We start from the raw sequence: 17863 nt of genomic DNA on the forward strand, positions 1-17863 counted from the left end.
CATCATTTCGGCTAGAAAATGGATAAGAATTTTTTGGGCCAAATGACTAAAAATAGGTTAGATTTGACACATGTCGATCCTTTGCAACTTAAAAAACATCAATCTTGCCTTTGGGCAGAAAGTCATTTTCAATAACGCACAATTCTATATTGAGCACGGGGACAAAATTGGTCTCATAGGCCTAAACGGTATGGGAAAGTCTTCACTTCTAAAGATTATAAATGAAGAATTAGCACCAGATTCATCAACGCCCCCATTTACATTTGAAAAGGCCACTAAGGCACAGGGAGCGACTCTCGAATTTAATGTATTCAAAGTTGATCAAAACTTTACGATACCTAATGACGATATCACTATTGCTGAATATTTTTATTTTCAATATCGTGAATTTAAAAAACTTAATGATGATTTAGTTGCTCTAGACTTATCAACAGACAAAGGTCTTGAGCAGCAAAATAATATCATGGAAGAGCTTGAGCATAGAAATTATTGGGAGCTCAAAAACAACTATGAAAGTTACATAAAGGCCTTTGGCCTAACTGATCTTCATCTGAAGGTGAAAGGATTATCAGGTGGAGAACAGAAAAAGATTCAACTAAGTCTTGGCCTTACTGCTAAGGAAAATCTCATTCTATGGGATGAGCCAACTAACCACTTAGACTTTGAAACCATTGAACAATTTGAAGATGAGATCATGAAGTCAAATAAGACTCACGTAATCATCTCCCATGATAGATACTTACTTTCAAAAGTTACGACGAAGATTTTTCATATACATGCAGGAATTGTTTCACCTTTCAAAGGAACATACGCAGAGTACTTAGAGTTTACGGCCGCACAAGAAGAAATGCGATTAAACTCTTTAACGAAACTGAAGAACTCACTTAGGCGCGAAACGGCTTGGATGCGCCAGGGAATCAAGGCCCGCGGGACACGCTCAAAGAAGCGTGTTGAAAACTTTAACGACCTATCTAAAGCAGTTCAAAAACTAAAAGATCAGGCACGAAGTCAACTTGATCTTGCAATGAATGATAGCAATCGAAAGACAAAACAACTTGTCCAATTAAAAGATGTTTCATTTGGTTTTGAAAATCATGCCCCATTATTTAATGGGATAAATCTTTCAATTTTTAAAGGCGATAAAATTGGTGTTCTCGGAGAGAACGGGGCCGGTAAGTCAACACTTATGAAATTAGTTGCAGACCGTCTTACAAACACAAGCGGAATTATCAAAAGAGCAGATGATTTAAAGGTCTGTCTTTTTTCACAAAAAAGAGATGAGTTTGACTTAACAAAATCACCATATGACCTACTTGGTGAAGGTGAAGACTTTATTCATTTCAAAAATGGCCGCTCAATCCATGTCGCCAGTTATTTTCAAAACTTCCTCTTTGATCGCGGTGAACTTCATCGTCCTCTTTCTAGTTTTTCAGGAGGAGAGCTAAATCGACTACAATTGGCACTAAACCTAAAGAACGAAGCGGATATTTGGATCTTTGATGAGCCAACAAACGATCTTGATATTGAGTCGATTGAAATTTTAGAACAAAAGCTCTCTGAGTTTCAGGGTACAGTTATTATCATATCTCACGATCGATCATTCTTAGAAAATATCACAAATCGTGTATGGTTAATTGAAAAACAATCAGTCACAAAGTTTTCAAGTGGATTTACTTTTGTACGTCCATATTTAGAGGCCCGCGAGATTGAAAAAGATCTTGAGAATCAGCAAAACGAGCAAGAAGTTAGGCCTCAAGCAGTTGAAGAAATTAAAGTTGAAAACAAACCTGAAGTTGATACAGATAAAGTTGAAGCTGAAATCATGGATATTGAAGAACAAATTTCAAAAATTGACGAGCTTTTATCACGCTTTGACTATTCAAATATGGATGATGAAAAGAACCAATTGATTGCAGGGCTAAATCAAAAAAAGAGTGTTCTAAATGAAAAAATTGAAGAACTTTTTGAGCTGTTATCATAAATAGTTTCCAACTGCCAAATAAGAGTGGCTACTTCCTAGAGGAAATGGCCATATTACCTACCTAAGTCATTGAATTCTTTACTACTCCAATTTTCTGTTACGATAAAAAAGACTTAAAAAATATATAAAATTCCCGATAAGAACTTGATGTATAAAAGTGGTACGTAAACAGGATAGGAACAAGTTTGAAACTTAAGGCAATATCGGCCATCGTTATACTAACGCTGGCCTTACTATTGACGAATAAAGAATCAAAGGACGAAAGTCTAGTTATTTCTAGCAAACTAAAAAACACAAATACTATTGAAGAGAATAAAGAATATAATCTCAATCGTGTACCTGCTTCTGCGTCAGTAAATTCGAAAAAGAAAATATTCGCTCCAAAGAGGCCTGTCGTTGTTAACAAGACTGCAGGTAACGATCACAACACACCGGCCTATATTAATAATAATTCTAGCGACTCGACTCACTCGAATACGGAAGTTAATACTAGAGAGAATCCATTAAATCTATCAAGAGATGCTAGTCCAGCATATACAAACTCTAATAATTTAAGTTCTTCGAATTATGATCCAACTGCGCCGTCTAGAGATTTAAGCAACAACAAAGATATCGATCAAGAGTCATCAACTTCATCTAGTTCAAGCTTTTATTACCAAACAACAGTACAGGCACAAGAAGAGTCGAGTTCATCGTCAAGCTCAAGTTCAAACTCCTCGTCTTCTTCTAAATCAGATCCATATATCCCACCGACACCAAGGCTACAGGGACTAGTACCACCGCTAAATGGCGTTATTACACATACAAACTTCTTCTCTCGTCAATTTAGTGCTTATGCAGCGACTACTTGCCCTGATCCAAAGGTAGCAGTTTTTGATACGGTGACAATGACGATACTAGAGGACAATCCGATTGATTTAGAGACAATTGCGACAACGACACAATTTGAGTTTAATATTAGTGACCTTGATTTAGACTTAACAGCACCAGCGCGCTACAAGATCAAGCTTCTAGGTTGTGACATTGAACTCGAAAAAATTGTCACAAGTTTCTATAGGAACCAAAATATTACAGCAGCTTCAACAATACTTGCGCAACTTCCTTCTACTAATGTTGATTACTCGACTGATGCAAACTTTACAAAAAAATTAGAAGAAGCAGAAGAGGCGCTATCAAAAACTCTTGATGAGAACCTTACTAATCTTGAAGATGCCTATACGCAAATTGAAAGTGATAGCGAAATACAAAATACTTTTAACGAGCTAACAGATGGTGAAAACTTAGAAGTTCTAAAAAGCTCTAAACCTAAGATTAAAACAATTCTAACACCAACCTTTATGGATGAAGGGGTTTCGGCTTCGTATTCTGCACTTGCAGATCACTGGGACTCGACTTATCAAATTGCCTATGAATGGTTTGTTGATGGTATATCAGCTGGAACGGGGAATGCATGGAGCTACACTCCTCCAACAAATACTCTTCCAAAGGCAACAATCACACTTAAAGTTGGAAAGAAACAAAGTGGTAATGATCGTGTCGATACAAATTTTCCATTTCACGAAAAAAGTTATGAAATTGATATTAATCAAGTCAATGACGCCCCTACTTTATCAACACCACAAACAATTAGTGCAACAGAAGACTCAAATCTAGACTTTAGCTTAACAGAAGGTGTTGACCCAGACTCATTCTCATTAACATATTCAATTGAAACGCAACCGACAAATGGAACCCTGAGCTGTAGTACTAGTACAACAACTTGTACATATACACCTAATCTTAATTTTACAGGTAGTGACAGCTTTACATATAAGGCTAATGATTCTGAGCTGGATTCAAATATTGCTATCGTTAATATTAATGTTGCTAACGTGAATGATAGGCCAACAATTGCAGCAGATGAAACTTTTACTGCTGTCGAAGACAATGCCTTAAACTTTACTATTTCTGACTCGACAGACATTGATAATACAAGCACTGAACTTAGCTATAAGCTAACTACACCTCCTACGAATGGGGTTCTTTCTAATTGCTTTACAACGGGAAGCTATCTGTCAGACTTAAACTGTACGTATACACCAAATGCAAATCATAACGGTTCAGACACATTTACTTATATCGTAAATGATGGCCAATACGACTCAATTGGCCAAGCAACAGTTACAATAAATACAACTGCTGTAAATGATGCTCCGACACTTTCTTCAACGCAGACACTTACAACAGCAGAAGACACACTTCTTGCCTTCACACTAAATACAGGAAGTGATATTGAGGCCGATCCCCTATCTTATATAATCGTATCAACGACTTCTAATGGTGTTTTAACTTGTACAGGAGGTACTTCTAGAGATTGTCAGTACATGCCTTCAGCAAACTTCAATGGTGTTGATTCATTTACATATAAAGTTAATGATGGAAGCCTCGATTCAAATATCGCAACTGTATCTATAACGATTTCTTCTGAAAACGATGCTCCACTAATTGGCAGTGATCAAAGTGTATCAACAAATGAGGATACTCTTGTAAGCTTCACGCTAAATAGTGCGACAGATATTGATGTACCGGCACAAACAATTCAATACAAGCTCATTACTGGCCCTACTAATGGTACCCTTGCAAACTGTATTACTACTGGAAGCTACACAACAGACATTACTTGTGACTACACTCCTAGTTCTAATTTTAATGGTACTGATACTTTTACATATAGAGCTAATGACACTCAAGCAGACTCTCCAACAGAAGCAACAGTTACAATCACTATTGCTGCTGTAAATGATGCTCCAGCACTTGCGGCAACACAAAGTGTTTTAACAAGCGAAGATAATCCAATCAGTTTTAATTTAAACGCGGCAACAGATATCGAAAACGATGCTCTGACATACACTATCGTCTCAACAACTACGAGTGGTACACTTGTATGTGACGAAGGTAGTTCAAGAGCATGTACTTATACTCCGAATGTAAATTTTAATGGTCAAGACACATTCACTTATAAAGCAAATGACCCGGGCCTTGACTCAAATACTGCAACAGTAACAATAGACGTGACAGCAGTTAACGATGCACCAGTAATGGCCTCAAATCAGAGCTTCACAACTGATGATAACACTCCACTAAGTATTACTCTAACAAATGCAACAGATATTGATGGGGATAGCTTAACTTATAAAATTACATCATTGCCGACAAACGGAACATTAACAAATTGTATTACGGCAGGAAGTTACGGAACAGATCTAACTTGTACATACACTTCTAACGTAAACTACAATGGTGTTGATTCATTTTCTTTCATCGCCAATGACTCAGCAACCGATGCCCTTAGTTCAGCGACTATTACAATTACAGTAGCAGACAAAACTCCTTCTGCACCACCTAGTATTGCACTTAGTTCTGCTCTTTATACAAATTCGACAAACACTAATCTTACAGTTAGTTCATGTAGTGATATAAGTTTTGTCCTAATTAATGAAGGAACTCAACCAACTCCTGCAGATAGCTCTTGGCAGTCTTGTACAACTTCAGCATCGGCCATTACATATATCCTGGCCAATACAAATCAAGGACTCCATACTCTTAAGGCATGGTCAAAAGATGTAAATGGCAACGTATCATTAACATCTACAGATATCTCTGTTTACTATGATACAGTTGCACCAGCGATCTCTATTGCTACAGTTGCCAATCAAGCAGGATCAAATGGTATTACTCTTTCTTGGGATATTACGGAAGATTATATTTCAGCTTCTCAAACTCATACAATCGACTATTGGAATGGTAGTTCTTGGGTAAATATCACATCCGCTCATAATGCAAGTGTTGGCCCATTATCAAATACAACATTCACACAATCTTGGACTGTACCAAACCTTGATATTGAAGACGCAAAGATAAGGATTTCTCTTAGCGACCTGGCTGGAAATACTAATACAGTAGAATCAAATACATTCTGGATAGATTCGACAGCGCCGCAAATCGCCCATGATACTTTTACATCATATGGACAAAGCTCAACTAAGACATTTTCATGGACACTAACAGAAAAACATATTGATGCTGGCGCTAATAACTTTGCACTTAGATTCTATGATGGAAGCACTTGGCAAAACCTAACAGCAGTAGCGGCGCTAACAAGTGAAAATGTTTCAAAGAGCTACTCAACTGACATTAGCTTAGGTAGTGAGGTCAATAATGCAATCTTTGAAGTGAGTTTCACCGATGCAGCAGGACATAACACAACAATTCAAAAAACATTTGTCATTGATGGAACAGCACCAACAATTTCATCAATCTCATTAAATGGTGGTGCAACGACAACTGGGAATAATAACGTCCAGGTTGACCTTGCTGCAAACGACTCTGCTTCTGATATCACATATATCTGTTTAAAGTATGATGATACAACTCAGCCAATGAGTATTAGCGATGAATGCTTCACGACCCTACCAGAAGCGAAAAGAACACAAAACTTAACAATTTCAAGTGCAGATAATATTTATGTAAGAGTTGGTTTTGTCACTAATAGCTATAGTGTTTATGCGTGGGCGGCCGATGCCGCTGGAAATATTTCCACTAATACTCAAGTAGCTGGTGTTGATAAAGAGTCGATTAATTATATACCAGGAACACCTCCTGAAATTTTTAATATTAGTGCAACAAATACAAATACGCCAAGCTCACCGGCCACACTTGCACAACTTCAGGCTCCTCAAAATAGTGATATCTATGTCAAATGGAAGGCCATTGATAATGAGGGATTAGCAACGAATCCAATTAGTATTTACTATTCTTATATGGATGGGACAGAAGAGAAATATGAACTTCTAATGGATAGTGTTGCCAATATTCAAGGAAGCGGTTGTACTATTTCGGCCCAAGAAACAGGCTGTATCAAGCTAACAGCACTTTCACCAACTAACGCTGTTTATAAGATTAGAGTTGTAGCCCTTGATAGTGACGGTAGTGAAACTTTCATGACTTCGGCCCCTCTTAATGAATCTAACTTTAGAATTATTGCAGGAAGTACTGAAAAAGGAATTGGCGGAAGTGGACGTTCAGTTATTTTCAAAGATGGAAATTCAACATATGAAATTGACCTATTTTCTACGGTGGTCACTGATCGTGGTGATATTTTCTACCGTGACCTAGATGCTGGTCTCTTATGGGTTGATCCCACAACTGGGATAATCACAGAATTAATTCCGACTACGGGGACACCTAGTGGAGATGGCGGATCAATTGACAATGCCACAATTGGTTTTGCAAGTGCCATTACGCTTGATTATAACAATGGACTTTTAATTGTCGATAAAGGAAGTATTAGGCGTATTGATATGAATACCACTCCTTGGCAAATTTCGACACTAATCGGTGGAGGTGCAAGCTCAAATCCAGGATCTAGTTTTGCACCGAATGCAATTGATATTGCGAGCTTTCACCGTTTTCTAGGTACACTTGTTCCCCTACCAAACGGCGACCTCTACTTTAGAAGTACTTCAAGTAATACTGATCGAAATTGGTTTCATTTCGATGCAAGTGAGAATATCGTTAATCGAGTACAAATTGATGGTGTCGGTATCTACAATGAGGAAACTTATAGTTGGTCAGGTAGAAGTGTTACAAATATGGCCATTGCATTTAATTCAGTAAACTCAGCACTGGAGCATATGCATGTATCAGTTCACAAGCCAGTACCAGGAAATACTCATTACCGAGTGGCAAGGCTCGATTACGCTTCAGGAACGCCAACAACAACTTATAATGCAATTGCCCCTTATGATATCTATACAGGTTATCGTTCAATCTATAAAACTGGTCTTGATGGAAAAATCTACTTTGATTATAAACACGGCCGAAATCTCATGCTCTATGATCACGTAACAAATACGTACACAAGAGTTCTAGGTACAGACTCAACTTCAAGTACGCCATGTGCAGATGGGACTGCGGCAACGTCATGCCCTATTGATCTTCAAGGTTATTTTATTAACCAACAAGGTAAAATCTATTTTAATGACCACGGCCTTATTAGAACATTAGATGACAGTGGTAATGTCATAACTCTAGCTGGTCAATTCTCATCTTCAGGAGATGGAGAAAGTGCACTCTCGGCCCGTATCTCTGCCTCATGGCAAATTGATTGGGGAAAAGATAACGGCTTAGACAACACAATTGTCGTTGGGGATTATGTTTCCGGAACATATCGAGAATTCACAATTGGTGGAACCATCGAAAATATCGTAGGTGGTTACTCAGCTCGCTCATACAGTTTTTCTGTTGATCGAACAACTGGAGATATTTTTGATGATGTTGGTTCAGGTGTAAATCGCTACAGCAGAGCAACATTAACGAATACACGCGTTATTGGAAGTGGTGCAACTTGGTATTTTGATGCAGGATCAGATGGCCTAGTCGGAACAGATATTAAATTTGATTGGTATAACGAGCAAATTCTTGGAGTGGCAAATGGAGAACTTATGCTTCACAAGTCACGATATAATGGCACAACAACATCTGATGCATTCATTAAACTTTATGACATGAATGATAGCTACCGTCAGTCACACTTTGCAGGAATGCCAAGTACAGAACGTGGAAGCTTCTATGGTGCAGGAACACCTCTAGCAACTTCTCGTGTACCAACATATGGTGGTATGGTTAATGCACATTACGACTCAACACTAGGATGGATGTTCAAGCAAACAGGTTCTGCCCGTGTTATGGTAAAAGGTGGCGATGGAAATATTGTTGACTACACTATACTACCTAGAACAACTAACGGATTCACACACGTACGCCACAATTCAAAGGAATACTACTATTACTGCTCTAGTAATAAATTATGGCAGTATAATTTTACAGACGATATTGAAACTGAATTAAGTTGGGATGCACAGGTTAGCTGTTATTCTTCACAGAGAAAGATTCTCTACAACCCAACTAATCACTCTGTTCACTTCTTAGTAGTACAGAATGGACTATTTGCGGTTGCAGAGTATTTTCTTTAAATATTTTTTTCTTTTCGAATCATGGCCATGGCAACTTTAACACCATCAACAGCAGCAGATGTAATTCCACCTGCATATCCGGCACCTTCTCCGCAAGGATATAGACCTTTGTGAGAATCTGATTCAAATGTTGCACGACTTCTTTTAATTGTAACAGGCGCTGAAGTACGAGTTTCAGGCGCTAATAAAAGAGCATCATTATTCACAAAGCCCTTCATTTTCTTATCAAAAGACTCTAAACCTTCACGTAAGCCTTGTGAAATAAATTCAGGTAAGATCGTTGTTAAGTTATGAGAGAATATCCCTGAAGGACAAGATGTCTTTGGAAGATCTTTTGAGATTCTCCCATCAAGAAAGTCTTGAACTCTTTGAGAAGGAATCTCTTTTCCTGTAGCATTTGCAAGAGAAGCCTCATAGGCCTTTTTTTCAATATCACGTTGAAAGTAATGTCCATTTAATACATCATCAAGGCCAAAGTCTTTTCCAGCATTAACAGAGACAACAAGTGCCGAATTTGACCACGGTGAGTTTCGAGCAAAGTTACTCATTCCGTTTACAACAATTCCATCAGCATCAGTACCGGAAGAAAGTACATAACCACCAGGACACATACAAAAAGAGTAAGTCCCTTTATCTACTTCTTTATTATGGTAAGTAAGCTTGTAGCGAGCGGCCCCTAGGTCCTCTTGAACAAAGCGCCCATACTGAAGAAAGTCGACCTGCGACCGTCGGTGCTCAATACGCACACCAACAGCAAAGTCCTTTGCCTCCATCGCAACTTCTTTATCTTTCAAATGATAGTATATTTCTTTTGCTGAGTGACCTGTAGCGAGAACAACATTATTAGTCTCTAGAAGTCTACCATCACTAAGCTTTACACCTGCAACCTTCTTATCTTCTTCAAAGAGAACTTCATCAACCTTTACATTGTAGTGGATCTCACAACCCTTATCTTTAAGATGGTCAGTAATTTTTTTAATTAGGCCACGAATCTTATTTGATCCCAAGTGTGGGTTAGAAACATAGGCCGTCTCAGGAGGTGCACCAAAGTCAACAAAACGATTCATTACATATTGAACGTAAGGTGACTTAATTCGCGTAATCAACTTTCCATCAGAAAACAGTCCAGCGCCACCTTCACCAAAGCAAACGTTATTATCATCATCAAACTCATTATATCGCCAAAAACGTGCAATATGCTTCATACGATTATGAGCACGATCTCCCCTTTCTATGATAATGGACTTAATCCCATACTCGGCCAAGCGTAAAGCACAAAAAAGGCCAGCGGGCCCCGCTCCAATAATGACAGGCGTCTGAGAAAAGTTATCAAGAAAATTGAATTGCTCACGGTAAGCCGCAAACTCTTCTCCAGGATAAATAATTTCTACTTTATAATTATAAATAGGCTTCTTGCCGCGATTTGCACCACGAGCGTCAAGGGCCTTGTTATGGATTCGATAATCTGCAAAACCAGGGAAGTTTTTGTTTAGGTAAAACTCTAAGTCTTGATCGAAGTCTAATTTAAAATTTGTAATTTTACTCATTCGTACTCTTTCTTTCTCTATATGATATAGTTATGTGATAAAATAATCAGCGTATATTATAACCTATCTTGCCCAAATTAAAGGATTAACATGGCCAAAATTTCCCAAATAATCATTGGTGATGAGCTACTAAATGCAAAAATTAATGATCTTAACTTGCAAATACTTGCAAAAGAGATTGCTCCTCTTGGATTTGACTTTAAAAAGTGCACAGTCCTAGGTGACAATTTTGATCAAGTAACTCAAGAAATAAAAAAACAGGCCACTGAAAATGACTTTCTTATCATTACGGGAGGGCTAGGGCCAACAAAAGATGACTTAACAAAATCCATTGTTGCAAATGCTCTAGCAGTTGAACTAGTTGAAAATCTTGAGGCAGAAAAGATAGCGATTAAGCAATACAAAGCATTTGGCAGAGTATTTTCACGTGAATCGAGCAATTACCATATGCTCCCAAAAGATACATCTCCAATTTATAACCCATCAGGACTCGCACCAGGAATTCATGCAAAGCTTGGAAGCTGTGAAATCTTTTGTACACCAGGTGTCCCACGCGAATGTGAAGCAATGATTCGTGACAGTATTGTTCCAATGCTTAAGGATCGTGCACAAAGCGCTCATGAACTTTTTGTTTGCCGTACTCACAGCATCCCAGAAGAAACAATTTTTTTCAAACTTTGTCCTAACCTCTGGAAAGACTTAGAAGAATTTGGAAAAGTTAGCTCTCTTCCTATCATTTCAGGAGTTGATATTACAATTAACCTTAAGCCTGAATTCCAAAATGAGGAGTCTCGTCAAAAGATTCGCGATATTATTGAGGCCACTGAAATTAAAAATAATATCTGGACATACGGACTTCGCTCAATTGAAGAAGTGATTGTTGAAGAAGCAAAGACCAAAGGACTTACAATTGGTTTTGCAGAAAGCTGTACTGGCGGACTTGCCAGCTCAACAATCACAAATGTCTCTGGCTCATCTTCAGTCTTTCTTGGAGGAGTCGTTAGTTACGCCAACTCAGTGAAAGAAAATATTATTAACGTTAAAGAAGAAACTCTCAAAAACCATGGTGCAGTCAGCATTGAAACAGCAACAGAGATGGCAACAGGTTCTCGCAAGGCCCTAGGTGTTGACATTGCAATCTCTTATACTGGAATAGCTGGGCCAGGTGGTGCGACACCAGGCAAGCCAGTTGGTACTGTTTGCATCGGTGTTGCCACAAGTGAAGGTGCTTCGGCAGAAAGATACGAGTTTCGTGGTGATCGCATGCGTTTAAAAAATAAATTCTGTCAGCAAGGCTTAATCTTACTACTTGCGAAGGTACGCGACCTTTAAGGTACTAAAATAAGGGGGGCAGCTCAGTGAACTGCCCCTCCCCCCATCTCAGCGCTAGCTTTAGGCAGCTTTCTTAATTTCTTCCATTTCCATGATTAGGGTTGAAATTCGTTTACCTGCGCCTTGTAAACGTCCGGCCAGTAATCTTGATAGATTGAGTATCAAGAGTGAAAAGATTCGAGGATTGGTTTTGTACAGGCCGAATATGTCCGAGTAGTTCATGACGAGAACATCTGTATAATTATCTGATTGAACGGTTCCATAGCGAACGTTCTCTTTTAGGAGTACCATCTCACCAAAGAGGTCCCCCTTCTTACATCGAGCAATTTCCTTCTCATCAGTATTAAAAACTTTTGCGGAACCATTTAAGATGAGAAATAATTCTTCACCAATATCACCGTGTTTGAAAACATAGTCACCTGGCTTCAGCGTAAGAACTTTACAGTGCTCACATATAGTCATAATTTCATTGTCGTATAGGTCGAAAAATAGCGGGCAACCCTTAACGATTGATAATACACTCATTTCTCATCTCCAGAATTAAAGTCAGCTTTAAGTAAACACTTGGTTAAGCAACATTCTTCTTATCAGAGTCCACTTTTTTAATTGGAGCATCTTCACGCATATACCTTTCGATACTTTGAAGAACTTTAAGTACACCTTGCATTGTACTCTGCTCCTTAGCATTACCTCTTTGTAGGTGATACCAAAGATTCTGCATTGAAGTTTCAACTTTCTTAAAAATTTTGTAACGCTTTTCTGGCAAAGGGAAAAGTGTGTTTAGGAAAGTTAAAATTAGAGAAAAGAAAATCCCCGCAATCGAAGTCTTCATCGAGAAGGCAACGTTGATAACGAAACGAGTAAGGTTATCTGAAGATTTTTCAATATTATTAAAGTCAATGGCCGCAATTTCAGGAAGGGCCATGGCAATACCAATAAACGTTCCGAAAACCCCAAATACAATAAACAGGTTTGGTAGAATATCGATCATACGAGAAGCACCATCGATTGGAATATGTCCATATAACTTTGTCCAGTTTTTATCATCACTCATAATACGATCTGTAAGCTCAGTGTAATTTGGAGGAACAGTTGATTTAAAAACGGAACTCTCCCCGTGAATCGAAGCAATAAGACCGTGCTTAGAGCCAATATACTGATTTAGAGATATACTTGATCCATCTGTTTGATCGATTTCTTTATCAATCTGTCTTTGCTGCTGTTGCATCACTTCTTTTCCGTCGTAATGACGGTTTTGAATATTGGCGTTATTACTAAAACGAAGAGCATTATCTGGTAGGGCCGCGTTTACACGTCCTAAAAGATTAGACATATAAGAATCGATATCATCGATTGGTATATTCTTTTGCTTGTCATCATCGATGGCCGCATCAAGCTCTCTTGTAAATCGCGAATAGTAAGCATCGTCGTCTTTACTGTGACGGTATGCTAAGTAGCGGAATACAAGGGCACATACAAGAAGCCCCATCATAAATTCGATAAGATATGTACCGAAAAACCCTAAAACAATCTCAATCATACGTACCTCTTTGTTAGGTCTACCAATCCTCGACTATTGGTATTCTATTTCACTTTTGGAGACAGTTGCAGTAACCTCTCCATCGCTTTTGGATCATCTTTTAATGTAAAGCTCAGCTCAACTCGTTGTGACTGTGAACAACTATACTCGCCACATTTCATGTCTTCGTTTGCAAGTGGTACTGCAAAACTCGCCGGCTTTCTTTCTTCAACAATAAACCCTTTAGGCTCAATTAGTTCTGCTGCAATCGATTCATTTTGTCTTTCGATTACCGTCTCAAGAGGAATCGGTCTTGAGAAACCATACCCAATCGACTTCGTCACATTTCTCATATAGAACTTATATGGGTAGTTCATACCATCGCTATAAATATAATTCGAAATAGCTAGGGCACGACGTGATGATAAGTTTAAGTTATAGTTATACGAGTAAGCTTCTGCCATCATTGGGTCAAGGGCCTTACCAGCAAATAGTGGTGAGGCGTGACCTTCAACATTGAAGCTATCAAGTTGCTCTCTTACTGTATCATCAGCAAATAAAACTTCAGAATATAGTGGAATAAGCGATTTAAGCTTCTTCTTAGCATGCCTACTTAGTCTTGAAGAACCTGTTTCAAAAAGTAAGTTCTTATCCATTAGAAGTGTTACGTTACCTGTTTTTGGATCAACCGCTGCATCGATATTATTATTTCTAAATTTGTCAGCAAGATTTCTCGCAATATTTGCACGTAAGTTCTTCTTCTGATCTTCAACTTTTTTTGCAATCTTCTTAACTTGCTTCATGAAGTCTTTCTTATCATTAACTTCAGCTAGACATGAATTAAGCTTCTTATTAGCACCATCAAGTCCGTTACCAAGCTCTGTGACTTTCTGATTCAAGATACTTGATCCAGACTCACAAGCATTTAGGTCTTCACCAAGAGAGGCGATTTTACGGCCAAGATTACCATTTTCATCATTCTTATTAGCAAGAGCATTTTGTAGGTCACTTACCTCTTTACCAAGTCCTGCAACCTTCCCTTTTAAATCATTATTTTCTTTACCAAGACCAGCTAGCTCACCCTTAGCTTTTCCAAGAGCGTCTTTAAGACCACCTATTTCTTTGCCCATACCGGCAAGTTTACCTTTTGCTTGCCCTAGAGCTTCTTTAAGTCCACCGTTCTCTTTACCAAGTCCAGCAAGTTTACCTTGTGCCTTACCAAGAGCTTCTTTAAGTCCACCATTCTCTTTACCAAGACCAGCTAGCTCACCCTTAGCTTTTCCAAGAGCATCCTTAAGTCCACCGATTTCTTTACCCATACCGGCAAGTTTACCTTGTGCCTTACCAAGAGCTTCTTTAAGTCCACCGTTCTCTTTACCAAGTCCAGCAAGTTTACCTTGTGCCTTACCAAGAGCTTCTTTTAGGCCACCGTTCTCTTTACCAAGACCAGCTAGCTCACCCTTAGCTTTTCCAAGAGCGTCTTTAAGACCACCTATTTCTTTGCCCATACCGGCAAGTTTACCTTTTGCTTGCCCTAGAGCTTCTTTAAGTCCACCGTTCTCTTTACCAAGACCAGCTAGCTCACCCTTAGCTTTTCCAAGAGCGTCTTTAAGACCACCGATCTCTTTACCCATTCCGGCCATCTTACCTTTGGCCTGTCCAAGAGCTTCTTTAAGTCCACCTATTTCTTTACCCATACCGGCAAGCTTACCTTTTGCTTGCCCTAGAGCTTCTTTAAGTCCACCGTTCTCTTTACCAAGACCAGCTAGCTCACCCTTAGCTTTTCCAAGAGCGTCTTTAAGACCACCGATCTCTTTGCCCATTCCGGCCATCTTGCCTTTGGCCTGTCCAAGTGCTTCTTTTAGGCCACCGATCTCTTTACCCATACCGGCCATCTTACCTTTGGCCTGACCAAGGGCCTTCTTAAGTCCACCGATTTCTTCACCCATACCTTTCATCTTGCCTTTTGCCTGTCCTAGAGCTTTTTTAAGCCCTCCATTTTCTTCTGACATACCAGCAAGCTTCCCTTGGGCCTCTCCAAGAGCTTTCTTAAGCCCTCCGTTTTCTTCAGACATTCCCTTAAGTTTTCCCTTGGCCTCGCCAAGCGCCTTCTTAAGCCCACCATTCTCTTCAGACATACCAGCAAGTTTTCCTTGGGCCTGACCTAGAGCTTTCTTAAGTCCACCATTCTCTTCTGACATCCCCTTAAGCTTTCCTTCAGCTTGCCCTAGGGCATCTTTAAGTCCACCGTTTTGTGCCATTAGAGACTTCTTATCACCTTCAAGTTTACCTACCATCGCTTTTAAACGATCAACTTCCCCAGAAAGACCCTTATTCTTAGCGTCCCCTTGTGCAAGTTTAGATTGAAGGTTTTTAATATCACCTTTTAGGCCTTGGTTGTTTTGTTGTGAGCGAGCAAGGTTCGACTTAAGACCTTTAACATCCTCATTAAGCCCTGCAATCTTCCCATCACGAGCGCTAACATCAGCATTTAGTTTTTTGATTTGAGAGTCTTTTTGTGCTGTAAGAGAATCCATCGCCTGAGCGTGCTTACCTTTTAGATCCTTAATTTGATTATCATAGGCCATTTTCTGATCGGCCTTATTCTTTTCATATTGCTTTGTTAAATCTGTAAGCTCTCGCTTGTGATCAGAGTTTAACTTTGCAATTTGCGACTGAGCATCTTTTTTCACACCAGCAAGCTGCTTTTCCTTCGTATCAAGTTCAGATTGATACTTCTTATTAAGATCAGCAATCTTTGATTCATATCCTGCCTTTTGCTTGGCCTCAGATTTTTTATGCATTTTTTCTAGATCAGTAATCTTCTTAGCGTGATCAGAGTTTAGTTTTGCAATAGTTTCTTGAGACTTTTTAATCGTTCCTGCAAGTTGAGCTTCTTTTGTATCGAGTTCAGACTGGTGCTTCTTATTAAGATTTGCAATTTTCGACTCATAACCCATTTTTGTATTCTGTTGCTGTTTTTGATGAGACTTTGTTAAGTCATCAACCTTCTTAGCATGGTCAGAATTTAACTTTGCAATAGTCTCTTGAGACTTTTTAATCGTTCCTGCAAGTTGAGCTTCTTTTGTATCAAGTTCAGACTGGTGCTTCTTATTAAGATTAGCGATTTGAGTTTCATAACCCATCTTCGTATCTTTTTCTTTCTTCTCATATGACTTTGTTAGATCCGAAACTTTCTTTGCATGATCTGCATTCATCTTAGCAATTGTTTCTTGAGACTGCTTTTTCTGACCAGCTAGTTGTTGGTCCTTTGAAGTAAGTTCAGACTGAAACTTCTTATTAAGATTGGCGATTTGAGTCTCATAACCCATTTTTGTGTCTTGCTGTTTCTTCTCATAAGACTTCGTGATGGTATCAACTTTTTTAGCGTGATCAGAATTAAGTTTTGCAATCGTATCCTTAGACTGTTTAATTTGTCCGTCTAATTGTTGTTGCTTGCTCGTTAACTCTGACTGATGCTTCTTATTTAGGTTTGCAATTTGAGTTTCATAACCCATTTGCGTATCTTGTTGCTTCTTCTCATATGTCTTTGTTAAGTCATTAACTTTCTTAGCATGATCAGAGTTTAATTTAGCGATGGTCTCTTGAGACTGCTTCTTTTGACCTGCTAGTTGCTTTTCCTTAACATCAAGTTCACCTTGATACTTCTTATTTAAGTCAGCGATCTGGGTTTCATAACCCATCTTTGTATTTTGTTGCTGCTTTTCATAAGTCTTTGTTAAATCAGTTACTTTCTTTTGATGATCAGAGTTAAGACGAGCAATTGTCTCTTGCGAGTTTTTCTTTTGACCCGCAAGTTGCTTATCTTTAGTATCAAGCTCTGCCTGAAACTTCTTATTCATATCAGCAACTTGTTTCTCGTAACCAGCTTTTTGTTGCTGCTTTTGTTTCTCAAAAGTCTTTGTAATATCCGCGACTTTATTTTGATGTTCAGAATTAAGGGTTTTAATCTCATGCTCTTTCGTTGAGATAATATTGGCGTATTTCTTATTAAGGTTATCAACTTTTAATGTATGGTCTTGGTTTAGCTTTTGAACCTGCTGCTCTTGTGCTTTCTTTTGCTGAACAATCTCTTGCTCTAGCTTTTCTTGAGCAATGATACGACCTTTGATTTCACGATTGGCCTTAGCAATAATTTCTTCATTCTTGCGCTTAACTTGTTGAAGTTCTTGAATTTTCTTTGTGTCTTCTGTTACCTTTTGAAGAGTATTTGCAAGTTTTGAGCGTACTTTAACAATTTCATTATTAACGAGTTTGTTTTCAGCTTGTTGCTCCTGTACTTTTTTCTGCTCAACTTCTAACTTTGTTTCAAGCTTAGTTTTAACCTGCGTGATTTGTTTGATATCTTTATTTTGCTTAGTAATTTCCTGTTCTAACTCTTTAAGCTTCTTTTCTTGTTGAGTTTTTACTTGCTCAACACTTGAAAGTGTTTCTTGGATTTTCTTTTTTT

The 17863-nt window shown here is 38.6% G+C and carries 7 protein-coding genes; 3 read left to right on the forward strand and 4 right to left on the reverse strand.

Going from position 1 to position 17863, the window contains the following annotated elements; all coding sequences use genetic code 11:
* The first annotated feature begins 70 nt into the window (after window positions 1-70).
* Entirely contained in the window at window positions 71-1981 is a 1911-nt protein-coding gene (locus M902_RS04640; protein WP_021266823.1) for an ABC-F family ATP-binding cassette domain-containing protein, read from the forward strand.
* A 185-nt stretch (window positions 1982-2166) separates the two neighbouring features.
* Window positions 2167-8994: an Ig-like domain-containing protein gene (locus M902_RS04645; RefSeq protein ID WP_021266754.1), complete on the forward strand. Its 6828-nt coding sequence runs from the start codon at window positions 2167-2169 to the stop codon at window positions 8992-8994.
* Here M902_RS04645 and M902_RS04650 read toward each other — a convergent pair.
* The gene (locus M902_RS04650; RefSeq protein ID WP_021266828.1) at window positions 8991-10541 is read right to left on the reverse strand and encodes an NAD(P)/FAD-dependent oxidoreductase; all 1551 of its coding nucleotides are present in this window, start codon (window positions 10539-10541) and stop codon (window positions 8991-8993) included. The two genes, M902_RS04645 and M902_RS04650, sit on opposite strands and share 4 nt — an antisense overlap.
* 90 nt (window positions 10542-10631) lie before the next feature.
* On the opposite strand from M902_RS04650, the gene M902_RS04655 reads away from it, so the two are divergent.
* Window positions 10632-11873, forward strand: coding sequence for a CinA family nicotinamide mononucleotide deamidase-related protein (locus tag M902_RS04655; protein WP_021266676.1), 1242 nt, complete (start codon window positions 10632-10634; stop codon window positions 11871-11873).
* A gap of 60 nt (window positions 11874-11933) precedes the next feature.
* Here the strand turns inward: M902_RS04655 and M902_RS04660 are convergent, their stop codons facing one another.
* The 3 genes from M902_RS04660 to M902_RS16815 form a co-directional block, all read right to left on the reverse strand.
* The gene (locus M902_RS04660) at window positions 11934-12398 is read right to left on the reverse strand and encodes a cyclic nucleotide-binding domain-containing protein (protein ID WP_021266609.1); all 465 of its coding nucleotides are present in this window, start codon (window positions 12396-12398) and stop codon (window positions 11934-11936) included.
* A 43-nt stretch (window positions 12399-12441) separates the two neighbouring features.
* Window positions 12442-13413, reverse strand: coding sequence for a hypothetical protein (locus M902_RS15755; protein ID WP_021267124.1), 972 nt, complete (start codon window positions 13411-13413; stop codon window positions 12442-12444).
* Between the two features lie 1555 nt (window positions 13414-14968).
* Window positions 14969-15073 carry a hypothetical protein gene (locus M902_RS16815; RefSeq protein WP_369793813.1) on the reverse strand — a complete coding sequence of 35 codons (105 nt, stop codon included), beginning with the start codon at window positions 15071-15073 and terminating at the stop codon, window positions 14969-14971.
* Between the last annotated feature and the right edge of the window lie 2790 nt (window positions 15074-17863).

The organism is Bacteriovorax sp. BAL6_X, assembly GCF_000443995.1.
Taxonomy (GTDB): Bacteria; Bdellovibrionota; Bacteriovoracia; order Bacteriovoracales; family Bacteriovoracaceae; genus Halobacteriovorax_A.